This is a genomic window from Paenibacillus segetis (genome assembly GCF_014639155.1).
Classification (GTDB): domain Bacteria; phylum Bacillota; class Bacilli; order Paenibacillales; family Paenibacillaceae; genus Fontibacillus; species Fontibacillus segetis.
On record NZ_BMFT01000001.1, the window covers coordinates 2,269,336 to 2,286,114 of the forward strand.

17 protein-coding genes are annotated in these 16,779 nt (G+C 41.3%); 4 read left to right on the forward strand and 13 right to left on the reverse strand.

Going from position 1 to position 16,779, the window contains the following annotated elements; all coding sequences use genetic code 11:
* The first annotated feature begins 17 nt into the window (after positions 1–17).
* From IEW05_RS10585 to IEW05_RS10595, 3 genes are all read left to right on the forward strand, one after another.
* Complete coding sequence (locus IEW05_RS10585) at positions 18–659, forward strand: thiamine diphosphokinase (RefSeq protein ID WP_188538463.1); 642 nt, start codon at positions 18–20, stop codon at positions 657–659.
* A gap of 273 nt (positions 660–932) precedes the next feature.
* Complete coding sequence (locus IEW05_RS10590) at positions 933–1,457, forward strand: C40 family peptidase (protein ID WP_188538465.1); 525 nt, start codon at positions 933–935, stop codon at positions 1,455–1,457.
* 263 nt (positions 1,458–1,720) lie between these two features.
* Complete coding sequence (locus IEW05_RS10595) at positions 1,721–2,251, forward strand: C40 family peptidase (protein ID WP_188538467.1); 531 nt, start codon at positions 1,721–1,723, stop codon at positions 2,249–2,251.
* Positions 2,252–2,337: 86 nt separating this feature from the next.
* On the opposite strand, the gene IEW05_RS10600 is transcribed toward IEW05_RS10595, so the two are convergent.
* From IEW05_RS10600 to IEW05_RS10630, 7 genes are all read right to left on the reverse strand, one after another.
* Entirely contained in the window at positions 2,338–3,018 is a 681-nt protein-coding gene (locus tag IEW05_RS10600; protein ID WP_188538469.1) for a response regulator transcription factor, read from the reverse strand.
* A 123-nt stretch (positions 3,019–3,141) separates the two neighbouring features.
* Positions 3,142–4,689, reverse strand: a complete 1,548-nt coding sequence (locus tag IEW05_RS10605; protein ID WP_188538471.1) for an ABC-F family ATP-binding cassette domain-containing protein — start codon at positions 4,687–4,689, stop codon at positions 3,142–3,144.
* A 135-nt stretch (positions 4,690–4,824) separates the two neighbouring features.
* Positions 4,825–5,814: a hypothetical protein gene (locus IEW05_RS10610; protein WP_188538473.1), complete on the reverse strand. Its 990-nt coding sequence runs from the start codon at positions 5,812–5,814 to the stop codon at positions 4,825–4,827.
* A complete protein-coding gene (locus IEW05_RS10615) occupies positions 5,801–6,370 on the reverse strand; it encodes a hypothetical protein (protein ID WP_188538475.1) in 570 nt (189 codons plus the stop codon). Before IEW05_RS10615 ends, IEW05_RS10610 begins: the two co-directional genes overlap by 14 nt.
* A gap of 11 nt (positions 6,371–6,381) precedes the next feature.
* On the reverse strand, positions 6,382–6,792 hold the full coding sequence (locus tag IEW05_RS10620; RefSeq protein WP_188538477.1) for a hypothetical protein: 411 nt from the start codon (positions 6,790–6,792) through the stop codon (positions 6,382–6,384).
* Between the two features lie 25 nt (positions 6,793–6,817).
* Entirely contained in the window at positions 6,818–7,312 is a 495-nt protein-coding gene (locus tag IEW05_RS10625) for an ABC transporter permease (protein ID WP_188538479.1), read from the reverse strand.
* A 16-nt stretch (positions 7,313–7,328) separates the two neighbouring features.
* Complete coding sequence (locus IEW05_RS10630) at positions 7,329–9,155, reverse strand: hypothetical protein (protein ID WP_229753331.1); 1,827 nt, start codon at positions 9,153–9,155, stop codon at positions 7,329–7,331.
* A gap of 68 nt (positions 9,156–9,223) precedes the next feature.
* Here IEW05_RS10630 and IEW05_RS25765 point away from each other — a divergent pair, with 68 nt between their 5' ends.
* Positions 9,224–9,403, forward strand: coding sequence for a hypothetical protein (locus IEW05_RS25765; protein WP_229753332.1), 180 nt, complete (start codon positions 9,224–9,226; stop codon positions 9,401–9,403).
* Here the strand turns inward: IEW05_RS25765 and IEW05_RS10635 are convergent.
* The 6 genes from IEW05_RS10635 to IEW05_RS10660 all read right to left on the reverse strand — a co-directional run bounded on the left by IEW05_RS10635 (position 9,400) and on the right by IEW05_RS10660 (position 16,499).
* Positions 9,400–11,259 carry an ATPase, T2SS/T4P/T4SS family gene (locus IEW05_RS10635; protein ID WP_188538483.1) on the reverse strand — a complete coding sequence of 620 codons (1,860 nt, stop codon included), beginning with the start codon at positions 11,257–11,259 and terminating at the stop codon, positions 9,400–9,402. The two genes, IEW05_RS25765 and IEW05_RS10635, sit on opposite strands and share 4 nt — an antisense overlap.
* A 6-nt stretch (positions 11,260–11,265) precedes the next feature.
* Positions 11,266–12,093, reverse strand: coding sequence for a hypothetical protein (locus IEW05_RS10640; protein ID WP_188538485.1), 828 nt, complete (start codon positions 12,091–12,093; stop codon positions 11,266–11,268).
* Positions 12,090–12,803 carry a hypothetical protein gene (locus IEW05_RS10645; RefSeq protein WP_188538487.1) on the reverse strand — a complete coding sequence of 238 codons (714 nt, stop codon included), beginning with the start codon at positions 12,801–12,803 and terminating at the stop codon, positions 12,090–12,092. The genes IEW05_RS10640 and IEW05_RS10645 overlap by 4 nt, the downstream gene beginning before the upstream one ends.
* Positions 12,804–12,820: 17 nt before the next feature.
* The gene (locus tag IEW05_RS10650; protein ID WP_188538489.1) at positions 12,821–13,720 is read right to left on the reverse strand and encodes an SAF domain-containing protein; all 900 of its coding nucleotides are present in this window, start codon (positions 13,718–13,720) and stop codon (positions 12,821–12,823) included.
* Positions 13,721–15,238 (reverse strand): serine/threonine-protein kinase, encoded by a 1,518-nt coding sequence (locus tag IEW05_RS10655; RefSeq protein WP_229753333.1) that lies wholly within the window; start codon positions 15,236–15,238, stop codon positions 13,721–13,723.
* 187 nt (positions 15,239–15,425) lie between these two features.
* A complete protein-coding gene (locus IEW05_RS10660) occupies positions 15,426–16,499 on the reverse strand; it encodes an SAM-dependent methyltransferase (RefSeq protein ID WP_188538491.1) in 1,074 nt (357 codons plus the stop codon).
* Positions 16,500–16,779 lie beyond the last annotated feature (280 nt).

The window sequence follows — 16,779 nt, forward strand, 5'->3', positions numbered from 1 at the left end:
GCAGAAGGGAAGTCTTAATGATGAGTAAGCGTGTATTAATATTTGCCGGTGGAGAAATCGACCCAAAGGCAGTGCAAGAAATAGAGCAAGATGATTTCATTATTGGCGCGGACCGCGGAGCACTGTTTCTTGTCGAAAACGGTATTAAACCTCATATATCAGTTGGTGATTTTGACTCAGTTAATCCTGAAGAATTCTTGAGAATCAAAGAGTTCAGTGAGGATATCCTTTCCGTTGATGCAGTGAATAAAGACCTTACAGATACCGAACTCGCTTTTGATATTGCAATTGATCAGCAAGCTTCTGAGATCATCATGATTGGAGTTACCGGTACTAGACTTGATCATACACTCTCCAACATTCAGATGATGCTTCGAGGTTTGCAGCACCAAATAATCAGTAAAATCTGGGACCGTAACAATTATATTACTCTTACTGGATCTACTTCTATTATAGAAGATCGTGGTTATACCTATGTTTCTCTATTAGCACTTACCCCAGAAGTTACAGGGATTCATCTGGATGGTTTTCAGTACCCTTTGGTAGATGCTACGTTAAAAATGGGACAATCTATCGGCGTGAGTAATCGTTTATTAGGTTCAAAAGGAACTGTAACTATCGATAGTGGTCTATTGTTAATTATCCAAAGTAAGGATTAATTTTTTTAATATAATACATTTTTGTAACCACTAATATTAACGTAATATTCAGCCAAAAAACCTTGATAAATCAAGGTTTTTTCTTTGTTTTCAACTTTATTTTCTAGCATAATATTAATTTTTTGTAAATTTTAATTGTATTTTAATAATCGGCTTCAATCCCTTGGGAGATAAGTATTTCAGTTAGTTCTAGCAAAATATAGGAGGTTTCAAATCTGTTATACTTCGAATCAAGCCGGACAAACAAAAAAAAGATTTTGGAGGTACTACAACATGAATTATCGCAACATATTCCAAAAAGTATTGACGGTCGGCATCGTGTCAACTATCGGATTCGGAACGTTACTAGCAAGCGGTGCAGAAACAGTACAAGCGGCATCGTCATCATCAACTGAAGTTACAGCAACTGCTGTTTCAAAAGGTTCTCAAGTCGTTAACTACGGGAAAACATTTTTAGGTGTTCCTTATAAATTTGGTGCTTCTACATCAACTACAAAGGTTTTCGATTGCTCATCTTTTACGAAACATATCTTTAAGAAGTATGGCGTTACGCTTCCTCGTACATCTGCTGCCCAATCTAAAGTTGGTAAAGCCGTTTCGAAAGCTAATCTAAAAGCTGGTGATCTAGTATTCTTCTCCAGTGGCAGTCGTGCAAATGGTAAGAATGTAACCCACGTTGCAGTTTACGCTGGAAACGGAAAAATTCTGCATACTTATGGTAAACCAGGAGTTACGATCTCTGATCTTAATTCTGGAACTTGGAAGAAGACTTATTTGAAGGCACGTCGTGTCCTTTAATGTAAACTATGAAATAATAACATTTTAGATTAATAGAGTCCGCTTTTTGAAAAAGAGAGCTATACAAAGGGTACTAGATACCCAAAGTATAGCTCTTTCTTTCCCTACTTTTACGCTTAAATTTTTAATAGATTTTTCATAATCGCACTCAAAGCTATGAGAGATAAGGGTTATAGCTATCTATTACAATATTTAGGAGGTTACAAATCTGTTACACTTTAGTCATGCAAGGAACACAAATAAAATTCTGGAGGTAATACACCATGAATATACAGAAAGTATTCCAAAAGATTTTGACGGTTGGTATTGTATCAACTATCGGGTTTAGTACTCTACTTGCTACTAGTAATAACACTGTACAAGCACAGTCAATTGAAGCAAACGCTGGATCAACCATATCCACAGCAACAACAGTAGGATCACAAGTTGTTAATTACGGTAAACAATTTCTTGGAACTCCTTATGAGTTCGGCGCATCGACTACAACAACAAAAGTTTTCGACTGTTCATCCTTTATGAAATATATTTTTAATAAATACGGTGTTTCACTTCCACGAACATCTGCTGACCAAGCTAAACAAGGGACAAAAGTTAATAGAGCTGACTTACAAGTAGGTGATCTGGTGTTCTTCTCCAGCGGCAGTCGTTCCACCGGTAAGAACATTACACATGTTGCTGTATATGCCGGAGACGGAAAAATACTTCATACCTATGGTGCACCAGGAGTTACAGTATCCAATCTTAATTCTGGGAATTGGGATAGAACTTATGTGACCGCACGCCGAGTACTTTAAATAATCATTTATTAATCTGACGGATTATCAACCTAACTTAAATGGCTTGATGATCCGTCATTTATTGATCAACAATTTTAAATATATTACTGAAGCATATACCCCATTCCACGGGCCGTGTGAATTAGTTTGCGAATCCTTCCACGGTCCACCTTTCCCCTTAAATGCCGGATATACACATCGACTACATTAGTGTTCGTTAGAAAATCATGTCCCCACACCTCTTGCAGAATCGTATTTCGATGACAAACTGTATTCGCTCGTTTAGCCAAATAGAGCAGTAATTCATACTCTTTCGGTGTCAATTTAATGAGTTCTTCTCCACGATACACTTTACGACTCTTCAGTTCAATTTTGAGATCCTCATAAATGATATTCGTTATACTTTCATTAACTAACCGTTCGAATAAATGGAGGAGATTATCCACACGAGCCTTTAGTTCTTCGATGGAAATCGATGTACTAATCACATCATTCGCTCCAAGTTCAAATGCCAAGACGATCCCTGTTGTATCTGGGTTATTTAACATGACCATGATCGGAAATTCCCGTACTTTTCCTAACTGCCGAACCACGTCCATATTATTATTATTATCAGAAAGCTCCGTACCGATGAGGACCAAATTTGGTTTTTGAAGATTCACCTCTTCAAGTAACTCTGCCCCTGATGGAAACAAGTGCACCTCATATCCCGCTTCCTTTAACTGATTACTCCAATATTCCGCTTGAGCTTCATTCCCCTCAGCCCAAAGTACAGTAATATTCATAATTTCCAAGTCACCTCTATTACAAGACGTAATTTACCTATTCTATAGGATTCACAAGATATAAAAAAACCATTCCGATAACATCGAAATGGCCGTAAAATAACTCAATATCAAGTTATGTCATTACCGCGTAGACCACGATTCCACATCCCATACCTTGGTTACCCAATCCTCATAGAAATCAGGCTCATGTGAGACAAGCAGAACGGTTCCTTTAAACTCTTTGAGTGCTCGCTTTAATTCTTCCTTAGCTACTACATCCAAGTGATTCGTTGGCTCATCGAATAGAATCCAGTTGGTCTCCCGCATCATAAGCTTACAGAGTCGTACTTTGGCTTGTTCACCACCACTTAGCGCTTTTAATTGTCTTGTGATATGTTCGTTCTTCAAACCACAACGAGCTAGATGCCCACGGACTTCATTTTGAGTAAGATGTGAAAATTCATTCCATACATCATCGATCGGTGTTATATTACCCGCACGTACTTCCTGTTCGAAATACGCAGGAAATAAAAAATCACCCAAATATGTTTTACCGCTGATCGGAGGGGTTTTACCTAAAATCGTTTTCAGCAACGTCGATTTACCTACCCCGTTACATCCTACAATAGCAATCTTATCACCACGTTCAATCATCATACTCATTTTAGGAAGTAATGCCTGATCATACCCAATCTCGAAATCAACGCCTTCGAACACGGTCTTACCACTTGCCCGCGCTTCCTTAAAACCAAAGGTCGGTTTTGCTGCTTCCTCCGGCTTATCAATACGATCCAAACGATCCAACTGTTTCTCGCGGCTCTTAGCCCGTCCAGACGTTGAAGCACGTGCTTTATTCTTCTGAATAAAGTCTTCTTGCTTCTTAATATATTCCATCTGCTTCTCATAAGCTTCAATATGCTGAGCCTTGTTCATATCAGCCATCTCCAGAAACTTATCAAAGTTAGCAGAATAACGGTTTAATTTCGCAAACTCCAAGTGATAAATGGCATTTACGACCTTCTTCATAAATTCCGTATCATGCGAGATAAGAATGAATGCATAAGGATAGTTTTGCAGGTAGTTTGTTAACCACTGAATATGCTCAACATCCAAATAGTTGGTTGGTTCATCAAGCAATAATACATTAGGTTTCTCCAATAAAAGTTTGGCAAGCAACACTTTGGTCCGTTGACCACCACTAAGTGAAGTAACGTCTCGGTCCAGCCCGATAGCCGACAAACCGAGTCCATTCGCCATTTCTTCTACTTTAACATCTACTAAATAAAAATCTCCGATATCAAGCTGCTCCTGGATGTCCCCCATTTGAACCAATAGTTCTTCCAGCTGCTCGGGATTGGCTTCTGCCATTTGCTCCGTAATTTGCATCATCTCCTTCTCTAATTCGAGAAGAGGCAAGAATGCATCTTTTAGAACATCTCTTATCGTTTTGCCTGGAGTTAGCTTCGTATGCTGATCCAAATATCCGTAACGAACTCTCGGCGTCCATTCCACTTTACCTTCGTCTTTCAACAACTGACCCGTTAGGATATTCATTAGTGTTGATTTACCAACTCCATTTGCTCCTACAAGTCCAACATGTTCCCCTGCAAGCAAGCGAAAGGATACATTTCTAAACAACGTCCGATCTCCAAAATTATGCGAGACTTCTTCTACAGTTAGTAAACTCATAATAAATACGTAAACTCCTCTATGTGAATAAGTTACTTTGCACTAAAGAATAAGTTAATGCAAACATGTAAGATATCATTTTATCACATGAAGGTAAGCCTTCGTAAGCTAAGTACTGAAAATATATTGTAATTTTCAGAAAGTGTTGCGGGGACACGGTGCTTCAAAATACCCTTTTGCCGCAGCATCACGTTCATTAGTGAACACTTCTTCCGTCTTATAAGGCGCTGTGCATGAATCTCGGAAATAGTATTTAATCCCTGTATCGTTATCAGTTCCCGCCAAAATGGGGTGTCCTCTAACAAGTCGTCCTCCACCCAGCGCATAATTGTTGTAGTATCGGTCCCCGACCGGAATGCCTTGGAGAAAAATAAGTACACCTACATCATCTAACGTATTATTCCATTCTTCTTGTGAAATGACGGGAAGTGTAAACGTGTACGTTACCCCTAAATCTCTGGCGTATTTGTTGTGACGGTTAATAACAACGGCGAGATCATCTTCAATACTACGAACAATAACCGAACGCCGAACTTGCTGGAACTTCTCCGAGTCTTGTAATAGCGGGATCGACAATTCAGAACGTAATTCTTCCTGCAATCCATTTACCCATTCATTGCGTAATGCATCATAAGCAATTAAGTAATTATCCATAGTAAACGCGACACTATTGCCCCACTCATCAGCATAAGTATATGGTTTTTTAGGATGAAACCGCTGTTCTGCAATGATACTACCATCGGTCGCTATAGATTCCTCTACAGCATAAATAGAGTAGCCATCATAATCAATGACTACGATGGCTGGAATATAGACCATCAACATTTTTTGAGCTAATGGATCATCATCCACTCCAAAATTTAAGGCTAGTGAATGCTGTATTGCTAAAATTGCCGCTTCCTTATCTGTACGCATGAATTTGTCTGACGTGTACCCTGATTCAAAGATTTGCAATTCGTTCAAATTTAACGCACTCCCCCCATCTTGTGCCGCAGTCCTCAAGGAGGTTGTATATTGGATTTGGAGCCGGTTCACCTCTTGTAAATCTTCTGTTTGTAACTGACTAATCCACAACAGCGGAGAGATAATCAATAGAAAAACCACTGCCCAATCAGTAATCTTCATTTAGTACCATACCTCCATATGTCAATGAATCTGTTCCTTTACTGGATACCAGTCCATGGAGGAATCGATTAAGCACTTCATAGGAAGTAACAGAACGTTTCACTATAGTAACCGTAAAATAATCGCCCATCTCCATTTTATATTTACGTGTGGTAGTTTCAGTAGCGCCAACGCTTCCATCATTAGGATGAGAGTCCGGGAACAATCCCTTCAGCAGATCAGCAGTATAATAAGCATCATATTGCACGCTGAAATCATCCTGAAAACTAGCGGCATTTGCGGGGTCAAGGTATTCGGGATGATATTTCTTATGCCTGTGCTCTAGATCGATATTATACACATATCCGGTGGCCCCAATTTCCACAACAAAATCTTCATACATTTGCGCTGACAAATAACCTTTATTACGAACAGCATCCGTAAATTGAACAAGTGTATTGTATGCAGACAGGATGCGGATATCTTCCTCCCGCTCCGTAGCTTGGGTAGCTGGAACCAAATATAACAGAAGTACTGCAAGCAGCGCTGCCGTTATTTTAGATAAAGCATTCGTCATAACGGCTCACCCTATTTCTTATGAAATGTAATCTTCTCCAAATTTCCAACGTCATTATAGATGTAAGAAACCCCATATTCAGCCCCCACATCTATAATGGAAGGATCTCGGATTATTGGAGGAGCTTCAAAGTTTTCTTCGTCGCTATCCTCAAACTCGATAAGCCTATCGTCGACTTCTACCACTGTTCTTAAGTTATGAAGGTTCCGTAAGCTGTATAATATTTGGGTTCCGCTGTATTCCTCCATGGTGAACTCCTGATTCCCAGCACTCACAACTCGTTTCTGGCCTTGTGTAAACGGCACTAGATTGTCTAATACAGCCCCATGTATAGAGAGACTATATGTCGTATACAGCAAAGCAGCCACACAGAATGCCACCGAATAGAACAGCCACAACAAACTCTTTACGTTATCGAACATCTCAAAGATCACTACTTCCGGAATACTAATTTGAAACGACGGTCGTTTGAGTAAAGATAAGCCCGCGAACTACATTAGAATTATCTTTAATCACATGTGCTTTGAACTTGCCACTAGGGTTCACATACTCATTCAACACTTCATTCCATGCATTGTTCGTATTTCCCGTCTTGTTACCTATCACGGAACCGTAATCTTCAGCGGAATCTTGATTACTGACTCTAAGTACATTTCCATACCATTGCCCTCCACTGTTCTTGCCTGTTTTCACTTGAATACCAAACTGTTCCCGATCCTTAAATTTACGTAGCGCATTCGTGACTTGAGAGCCACTAATCGTCGTATCGTCATAAACAGTAAACGAAGCTTGCGACAACTCAGTCTGGATGTCGGAAAAATTGTTCTGCGCTGTCTTTGTTGCTTCCTGAGCGGAAACGAACAAAATGACCACAATCGTTATCAATGCGATGGTTAGAAAAATTCCGGCCGCTACTTTCAAAGCGGAAGATGCATTATTCATAATAAAGCCTCCTACATTATAATTTTTGAATTTGCGTGAAATAAATGTCCATCTGTTTGAAGCTCATCCAAATGAGCGGTATGACTAAATAGGCAAATATTAGAGAATACATAGGTGCAAAGCCAATCAAGCGACCAAGCCCGGCTTTGGTATCCAGCGACTTCTCATAATCAAGTCTTCGTTGCTCAAAATGATAGGACATGTCGCTCTCCAAATCATCAAACGCTCTCGCAATCGTGATCTTCTCAACCGCTAATAATAACTTGTCCGTCAGCCGCTGGAACTCTTCTAATTTCACCTCTTCCTTCATTTGCTGTAATGCAGCTTCTGCACCATGTCCATAATGAAGTAGACACTTCTGAATAGGCATTTTAAAAATAACCGCATAAGAATGCATCCACTCCAGAATTTCTTCCACTGAAATTCGCTCTAGTTCCTTTAGAATGGCTATCATCGTTCCAAACTGGTACACTTCATGTCTCATATCCATTAAAATCATTTTTCGGCGGAACCAGAGCATGATGTTGGGGATCATGTAACCGAGATACCCAGCAAACAGCGATAGAACAACTTCCCACCATTTTAAATACTCCCCATTCCAGCGATCTAATTTATCCAGAATCCGATTTACAGCTAAAGTTAATTGCTCATGGTTAGGCATGTTCCCTGTACTTCTCATGGCTGATGAAGTCAAATTTGCAACCGTATCGTAGGATGCTGCTCCCGACATCCCCGTCTTATTCATGACAATGGCATCCATTTCAACAGATTCTTTTGCCTTTTCTGACTCTTCGGGTGATACCTTACCAAATAGAACATAACCGGAAGGAGGTTCGTGTATAATTCCATTTTGACTAATCAGATGTAATGTAATTGCTGACCCCAGTGTAAATAATAAACAGATCATAAATAATACGATCCTCCTGACCTGGAGCCACTCCACACGGAGATGATGATTTGTATCTTTGAGTAATTGAGAGATCCGATAATATGCAGCAGATGAAGGTAGGGGTTGAAACCATTTAACTACTATCCTGACCCACTTCCATTGATACAGCCGTGACTCCCATGGCGCTTGCTCCCGACCCGCACGGTATGCCGTCTCTTCCTCGCTCTTCAACTTTTGGAGCAGCACATACGATATTAAGATAATAAGTAAAAGCAAAATTTTGATGATCATACCTGCTTTGCTGAGATAAAACTGATCCATTAGCGGAAAGTTACCTCGAGCCCACATTTCAACTGGTTTCGTAAAGAAAACGGGGACCAGCGCAATAATATGAAGCCCTTTAAGTAAATAATCCAATTTGCTGCGTCTAATTAAATCTAAATGAACTTCACCAGTTAATGTGGATATTCCCCGTAAATATAATGAGCCTTGTGCTCGCTTACGATCACCAAATTCCATAATCAAACGTGATATCCCCGCAAAAGCTTTCAGAAAACGGTTTGGTGCCGTCTCATAATATTTCTCTAATGCTTCATCTGGAGAGGCCGCGCTAATCGCTTCATAGATCCGTATGGCATGGAGACTTATATCTTGTCCAACAATTTCTCCAGCCTCATCAATCGCATCAGATACCATCCCATGACGATGATACGAATGCCTCACTGCAGCAAAGAATTCTAGCAATTGCTCTAGCAACTTCTTCTCCATTCGGTTGATATAACCGTCAAGTAACAATCCTTGAATTACAACAGCGGCTAAACAGAGCGTGATGAAAAATATCAAAGAAGGATTCAGTATAACCAAAACGATAATTCCGCCTCCTAAAGACCCAAACAATGCATATACGATCTTCATGCTATCTCGCCTTAATTTGAACTCATCATACATTTGCATGATCGCTAACCTTCTCCGAACTTTGAGTACATAGTAACGAAAGGGAGGTATCTTCATAAAGATTGAATATGATCTCATCAGGAACGCTGACCATGCTCTTCGTAAGGATTGAAATTGCAGCAAGCTACTCGGGTTATGAGCTTCGTCTGATGCGTCCTGCCCTCGTCTTCCCAACTCCCTACCAATTCCATATAAGAGGAAAAAACTTAGTAAAGAAAGACCTAGCACCCATACAAGGACCGATTTAAGCTCCAATGTTCTCCCTCCAACCAGAATGCAAAAACGCCTTAAATCGTTCTGCGTCTTCCGGAACCATTTCTTGGGCCATCTCTTCCTTACACCGCGCTGATATCGGATGAACAGCTACGTATGCTCCATTACGATATTCAACAATTACTCGCTCCTGATAACCACGAAGGGCCGAATAACTAAAACTATTCACATTATTTGCAGGGTTGTCTTCTTCAGCTCCCGCCGCATCATCCAAACGGGTACATTCAGTAATCCGTTCGATATACCGTTGGCCTGTAATATCTCTTCGCAGATGAACATCAAAATCAATTACTCCGGCTACCTGAAGCTCAGCGATTTCTTCATTACGAAACATCCCAGTCTTGAGCAGCGAATTGCGCAGGGATTCCATCAAGCTACGAAAGGTTTTTGCATGGTGAGTGAAAACGGTGAATAAGCTAGCTACCTGCGCCATCTGTATCATCCAAGCTGCGACTTCATCTGTAGAGACCTCCCCCAGAATGTTTACCGTCCCATCCGTCTTCTTTTGCAAATCAAGCCCAGCTTGACCTGACACATACTCCGTTTCCCTGAAGCTTAAAATGTTCCGCGAACTGTACATTTTCCGTAAGTTTAATTCAAATGACATCTCCTGCACACGCAGTGTATATGAGGCATAAATATGTTTGATCATTGCCATCAGCAGCGTCGTCTTACCGGAACCTTGTGATCCCGTGATGGCCGTAATTCGACTTCCCTTCATCAAATATTTCAACAAGCATACCGGAAGTTGAGCATTGTTCCCTTGAATAAGTTGCTCCAGCACAGCACTCTTCACGTCAAATTTCCGCACAAAAAATGCCCACGATTCGGCAAATGGAGGTCTAACGACGACCACACGAGAACCATCTTTCATTTCATTAACTTTGTATCCATTCGCCTCTGACAATTGGCCGGGTAAGTTAAACTTATAGATGTTCTGGCAAACTCGTTTCAACTCGAATGGACTTCCAAAGGAAAGAAAGGATAATCTCACACTTTTCCCTTTATAGAAAATCCAAACACTGTCCCACGTATGCGAGTATGTTTGTCCGTCCTCATCCAGCGAAAGCTCAGCTATGCCAATATCCCCGTGTCCTTCATGCCTAATAGACCCCATCTCCGGCATTCCGCTTACACCACCACTTACGCCGTCGATTCGTTGCTCCCGAATCTCATCTACAACAGAGAAACCTTTGTACTCCTGATAAATACGCTGTACAACAATATCCAATTTCTCAAGAAAGGAGAGTTGTCGATATTCCAAATAAAAAATATGTGAAATATCTTCGTCGTCGATATCATAAGAGTACGTACCATCTTCTTCGCTTGATGACTTAGGTTCAGCCAATTCATAAGATTCGATCAAAGTCGCTAGAGCCTCATCACCGTATCTTTGTGTAAATAGATATAATATGATCTCAAATCGATCTTGGGCCTTCAGTCTATCCCTGTTATGAAAAGGAAGAATCTCATCGATATTCTCCTCGTTCACGCCATATCCATCTAGTAACAAATCACGAATATACGATTTCACATACTGTTTATCGTTCTTGTCACCAAAAGAGCATCCCCTCAATGCTTGTCGAAGTTCTGCGCGCGTTTTTTGTTGTCGTTCCCAAGAATATTCGTTCATGCCCCAGTCATTTGAGCCTAAGCGACTTAGTTCATATAAACTGCGCTTCACATATCCAATTAAAGTTGGGAAGGTAAAGCGTTCATCCGAAGTTTTGGATTTCGCTGTCACCCCTGCCGAAGATCTTGCCTTCAACCAGAGATAAACCACACAAATCAGAAAAATCATAATAATTGCAACAAGATTAAAGAACACCATCAGACGTCAAGCCCCTTTCTCTTTCCGGTCTGAGAAAGTCCCACTTCCAGCTAGTTGTAAAATATTTCCGCTTAGTTCGTGATAGCTAGAGACCAACTCTAGTTTGTCTGGCCCTCGCCGATTCGTCAGTCGATGTCTCCTGAAAAAAGATAAAATATCTCTAGCGTTCCATGCGTCAGCAAATCCTGTGTGATATGGAATTCCATACATAGGAACCTCACAGTTATAACGGCGTTTGATATTCTGTAGGGTCCATCTAGAAGCGCGGTCATACTGACAAATCGCCAGAACTAACTTCTTCCCGGCAAATACCTTAGACTTGATTTGATCAGAAAAAAATGTGTCCAATTGAACGCGGCTCTGGCATAGTACAACAACCAATACATCATCTTCATCGTTATAAGCGAGTTGTTGCAATCCTTTTTCACCCATTGAGTGTAGGAGAACCAAATCATAATATTGCTCAGCGACAAGCAATATTTGTTCCACGTCGCTCTTTGAAGCGGCCATTCCAAGTAACCCCTCTGGCCCTATTTTTCTTCCCGAAACTAAATCAAGTCGTCCCCGTAATAGTGATAACGTATAGTCTGATATATTCCCTTTAGACAATCGCTGACATGCAGCTAGACGTAATAACGCATCCATCCCATACTCTGATAACAATGATGAATGATCACCCCCAAGTGGGAACCCTTCCTCAAATCCCGTATTAAAACGACCTCCATTGGCGAGGATCAATCTTTTATTAAAATGGAGGGATAATGTTATCGCAACGGAAGCTGCGATTTGAGCAGAACCCCCATGACTGGAATCCCAAAAAACAATTCTACTCATGCTTCTCTCCTTTTCGCCTGACGAAATGCCCTTCTAGCATCTGTCGTTCTCCACCCAACAAGTTGCTCCAATAAAACTAGCAACGCTCTTTGGTATGAGCGAGATATGCGATTCATTCGTAACGAACTTGAGTACTCATTTTCTAACTGTATGGCCATATTGTTTTCGTTCCAAGGGACTGTAATAGGCTCCGTGCTCCACTCAATAGGCAAGTCTTCCATAAATCCCATAATATAATCCTGATCCAAATAACTATCGACAGTTCGAATGTACAATTGATGCACTTTCATACCTTGAAGTTCTGGCCATTTGAGAAATAATTCACGAAACCATGCACAACTTCGCTCGACTTCATACCGATCGAACGAAGTAACCCACAAAATCTCATCTGTAACCAACCAAGGATCAATAGAGTTAAAATGCAGTGTATCCACGTCCATTAGCATGTAATCATAAACAGCAGATAGATTGCTGTTCTCGATAATTTCCTTCTCAAGCAAAGCTATATTAGTGAAACCCGTCGCTACATCAAAACCACAAAATTGAGTTATTTGTAAGGACGGATCAAGACCTCCGATCGAATAACTATACCTTTTGCCCTCTGTCGCATCAGTCAAAAGAACTTGATGTTTCGAAGATGCCAATACTTTACATAAATATAGGAGCAAGTCACGTTTATCACTTATACCAGCAAAAATCCATCGCTTCACTTTACGATCCCCTTTCATCATTTTGTATCCCACTCAAAACTATCTTCTGACTCAGAGGTCGTATTCTTGGATGACATCGATGATTGTAACCCAGAAAATTCAGCAGCACTCTGCGGTGAAATTACCAGTAAATCTTGTTCTAACGCAGTTCTAACCGATGTACTCAGTGCATGTTCAGCCTGTTTGACAATATTGGGATCTCTCTTGATCAATTGCAATACAGCTTCATTCGCCGGATAAGTCGGAACCGACTTACTCTGCAACTGGGGTTCCACGTAAGCTAGGGCATAAATAGAAGCTTTGTGTAAATAAGCATCCACAATCGCACTAGAAAGCGATAATATCTCCGTCTCGTCTAAGGTAACTGTTACTGTACCTGTTGTTAATCGCTCAACCTTCTTCTTGGATAATAGAATGTAATCCTGACCGGTTGGGAATTGAATTCGCACGTCTACAACGTCATATGACTCAAGTGCACTTGGTAACTGTACGAAGCTCATTTCACGCCACCTTAAATCATCTGGTGTTGGTTCTTCTTCATACAACAATGTCTCAGTTAAAAGTGTTTGCGGACGAAGCTTGATTTTGGCAATTTTCCCGGCGATTTGATCTCGTGACTTCACCCAATCACTAGGGATCTTGTCTGCCGGAAACTCAACAGATTTCAGATCTTCTACATGAATGAGGTGCCCGGCTGGAATTTCTTTTATCGGAACCCAGCCCGTAATTTTCTTATACTCCGCCTTCTTCTGTAAAGCAGCTATTTCCGCTTCATATTTGTGCTCTAATGAACTTCTAATCTCGCTAGCTTGATTCATTTGCCGGACTGCATAGACCCCAAAGATCAATCCCATTACCCCTGCACCAATCAATCCAGCATAGATTAGGTGTTTAGTCCGTTGTCTGATTCTGGTCATTTAATCACTCCCCTTCCGCCTTTTTCTCTTAAGTAACGTGTTCCTACTTTTGGAACCTTCAGGACGTAGCACCAGATCATCGTATAGGGACGACAAGGCTTTGACTGTTTCTTCTCCCAGTTCAAATGGATCTGGCTCCAATGGGATGGCATATACCCGCTGTAAGCCAATCTTGCGCCTTAATCGACGAAGGATGCTTGCTGTGGCTAACGGAATGCAGCACACCAAATTACGGCCCGGCATCTCTCTTGAAATGTCCATAAATTGTACCAAGTCTTCTTCTCTCCACTCAGCTCCAGAGCCAACCGCAACAGCCAAATCCGCACGGATGAACTCTTCGATCCATTCCTTTTTCCTGCTTGAACCTAGATCACAGACGACACAATCATAATTACCTGCGAGAAGACTAATTAGCTCCGTACGAGAAGGAGCTCGTACATACTGTACTCCAGCAAATCGGAATTTCCGGACTGAGCTAAGGTCGTAATCTTTACCATTAATCATAGTGGAGATTCTTTGAAAGGCTGTCGATTTGGGATCAAGTTCTGCGATAGCTACACGGATACCTGTACGAAACAAAGCACTCGCAAACATTATTGCCGTGTGAGTAGTACCTACCCCGGAAGAAGCCCCCGCTAGAGCAATAACAACACATCTTGTTCCTTTACCTTTCGTGTGGAAGGATTCCGTCTTGTTAACCTGCTGTTTAGACACAACTTGCGACCTTAACTCACGTAATTCATTACCAACCTCTGCCGCTGACCCATAACGGTCCTCAGGATGAAACTGAAGCAGGCGGTTAACAATGGGAAGCATCGCCTCATAACCATTTTGTTGAAATACCCAATGTGCCTCGCTCGACCATTCACTGAATTTATAGTCCGTACCCAAATACATCAAAACTGCACCCAAAGAGTACAGATCAGATCGACCATCACTCTGCCGTCCACCATATTGCTCTGGCGCAGCAAAACCAACCGTACCTAGCTTCACTGTGTCCTCAGATTGATCTTCCTTGTAGTTACGAGCTATCCCAAAATCGATAAAACGAATCTCCCCCTCCTCATCTACAAGTAAATTTGAAGGTTTTAAATCTCGGTGAATGACTGGTGGGTGATGACTGTGCAAATAATGTAGTCCTTCACAAATTTGCAGACCAATGACGATCAACCTTTCTAGCTGTAATCTCCCTTTCCGCTCTTTCACGAATTGATCCAAGTGAACCCCTTCGATGAAATCCATAATCATATAGGAGTACCCTTCAGCATCAGGAGAAATAAAATCAACGATCCGTGGCAGTCGATGATGATTCAATGAGATCAGCATGGATGCTTCCTCTTCCATTCGTACGCCTATGCCAGTATAGGATATACTCTCTTTCACGGCCCAAATCTTCCCTGTAAGCTTCAAGTCAGATGCTAGGTATACACGACTCATCCCACCATCACCTAATACTCGTCTGATTTGGTACCTTCCCGCCACAACATCCCCAAGTTCAAGATGAGGTATAAAATGCACCCGAACTCCTCCTCTCTAAGACAACAAAAAAAAGAGAAAGCACCCACGCGACTCTCTCACAGCGATTAAGCCGTAAGCAGAGGCATGGGATACTTTCCCTATGTAGCCTTTGTATAATTTTGGAATTAGTATATGGCAGAAGCCTTCGAAAAGTAAAGCATTTTTTTATAACATTTTATTCACGTCATTAATATTTAATCATATACAATGTAATCTCGTCACGATTATGAAAGAGCTGCTTTGCCCGTTGTACCTGCAACCGCGCCCCTTGGAAGATTTCGATAATCTCCTGAATCAAGCTCATTGGTTTCTTATGAAGTAGTTTCACAGTAACAATCGCTGTCCCACCTGGAGCCAGCGCATAGAGCAAATCCGTTACTAATTTGGCCGTCCCTTTCGGACTCCAACTCATATCGCACACAAGTAAATCAAATTGGTTATCCTTGAACTTAACGTTATCCGCATTCTTCCGCAAATAAGTTAGACGAGGTGAAGACAGTAAAGATGCATCCATCTTGGCAGGATCCACTGCCGTTACTTTCAGTCCTCTTTCCAATAGAAAAGAAGTCCAACCTCCCGGTGCTGCTCCAATATCCAGTGCCTCGCGGAAAGAGGCAAAGGGTATCCCAAACGCAACCTCAGCCTCAAGCAGCTTGAATTTTGCTCTTGAAATCTGTCCGTCTTCTCGTTGGAAGCGGATGGCACCTCCATTCCAGTCGGAAATATTATCAGCCGGTGAAGTAATTCCAGCAAAGACATATTCTTTACCTACAAAGACAGATATCACAAATTCGGCGTCTCTTACAACAAAATCGCCATTCAGTACTGATAAGGAGCTCTGAATCGATTCTTTAAATTCAGCGGCACTCCCTTCCCATAATGAAACCTCAGATTTACGAACCTGAACAGCAATTTTGGCCCTTGCTAGGTTCTCATCTGCGAGAATATAATCTGTAAGATCGCTTTTCCAGTTAGCTGTATCACCCTCACCCAATCTATACTCCCATCCTACTTGAAAGATGTGACGTAGAAAGATCGGTTCAGTTTTACTAATTTGCTCACGAACCACGTCAGCTGGATGTTGTAACGTTACAGCAAAGACTTCTCCTGGTACAAGCATCGTACTTTTTACGGAACCAAATAATCTATGCAATTCCTCTTGTGCATAAGGTGCGAATCCATGATTCGCTGTACAAACAAACTTTGATGTTACCACTTCCTTGACTTCCTCAGTTACTTCTTGATGACCTGCGTCACTCACCTTGTTAACCTCCAAATCGAATAATGCTGCGTGAAAAGTGTGGTGAAACGTAACTACGAGAAAATTTGGGCCTTCGATCGCTGTTATCCTCAGATTTCTTGAATTAATACCGCTATTTGCGGATGAAATCCGAGGATAAAGGCGAACGCGTCCGCTTCTCCAGCTCCAAATTTTTCTCTTCGTTACTAATCACCACACTTTAATAATAAATAATAGTACACTTGATCATTGCGATTTGATCAAGATAGCTCAAAACCATACTCATTTAAAGGGAATTTCT

What these genes read in the sequence shown, in the direction of transcription:
- IEW05_RS10650 (WP_188538489.1), bottom strand. Translation starts at nt 13,720, where the DNA reads ATGACCAGAATCAGACAACGGACTAAACACCTAATCTATGCTGGATTG.
- IEW05_RS10595 (WP_188538467.1), top strand. Translation starts at nt 1,721, where the DNA reads ATGAATATACAGAAAGTATTCCAAAAGATTTTGACGGTTGGTATTGTA.
- IEW05_RS10610 (WP_188538473.1), bottom strand. Translation starts at nt 5,814, where the DNA reads ATGAAGATTACTGATTGGGCAGTGGTTTTTCTATTGATTATCTCTCCG.
- IEW05_RS10605 (WP_188538471.1), bottom strand. Translation starts at nt 4,689, where the DNA reads ATGAGTTTACTAACTGTAGAAGAAGTCTCGCATAATTTTGGAGATCGG.
- IEW05_RS10625 (WP_188538479.1), bottom strand. Translation starts at nt 7,312, where the DNA reads ATGAATAATGCATCTTCCGCTTTGAAAGTAGCGGCCGGAATTTTTCTA.
- IEW05_RS10615 (WP_188538475.1), bottom strand. Translation starts at nt 6,370, where the DNA reads ATGACGAATGCTTTATCTAAAATAACGGCAGCGCTGCTTGCAGTACTT.
- IEW05_RS10590 (WP_188538465.1), top strand. Translation starts at nt 933, where the DNA reads ATGAATTATCGCAACATATTCCAAAAAGTATTGACGGTCGGCATCGTG.
- IEW05_RS10620 (WP_188538477.1), bottom strand. Translation starts at nt 6,792, where the DNA reads ATGTTCGATAACGTAAAGAGTTTGTTGTGGCTGTTCTATTCGGTGGCA.
- IEW05_RS10585 (WP_188538463.1), top strand. Translation starts at nt 18, where the DNA reads ATGATGAGTAAGCGTGTATTAATATTTGCCGGTGGAGAAATCGACCCA.
- IEW05_RS10635 (WP_188538483.1), bottom strand. Translation starts at nt 11,259, where the DNA reads ATGGTGTTCTTTAATCTTGTTGCAATTATTATGATTTTTCTGATTTGT.
- IEW05_RS10640 (WP_188538485.1), bottom strand. Translation starts at nt 12,093, where the DNA reads ATGAGTAGAATTGTTTTTTGGGATTCCAGTCATGGGGGTTCTGCTCAA.
- IEW05_RS10630 (WP_229753331.1), bottom strand. Translation starts at nt 9,155, where the DNA reads ATGCAAATGTATGATGAGTTCAAATTAAGGCGAGATAGCATGAAGATC.
- IEW05_RS25765 (WP_229753332.1), top strand. Translation starts at nt 9,224, where the DNA reads ATGATCTCATCAGGAACGCTGACCATGCTCTTCGTAAGGATTGAAATT.
- IEW05_RS10600 (WP_188538469.1), bottom strand. Translation starts at nt 3,018, where the DNA reads ATGAATATTACTGTACTTTGGGCTGAGGGGAATGAAGCTCAAGCGGAA.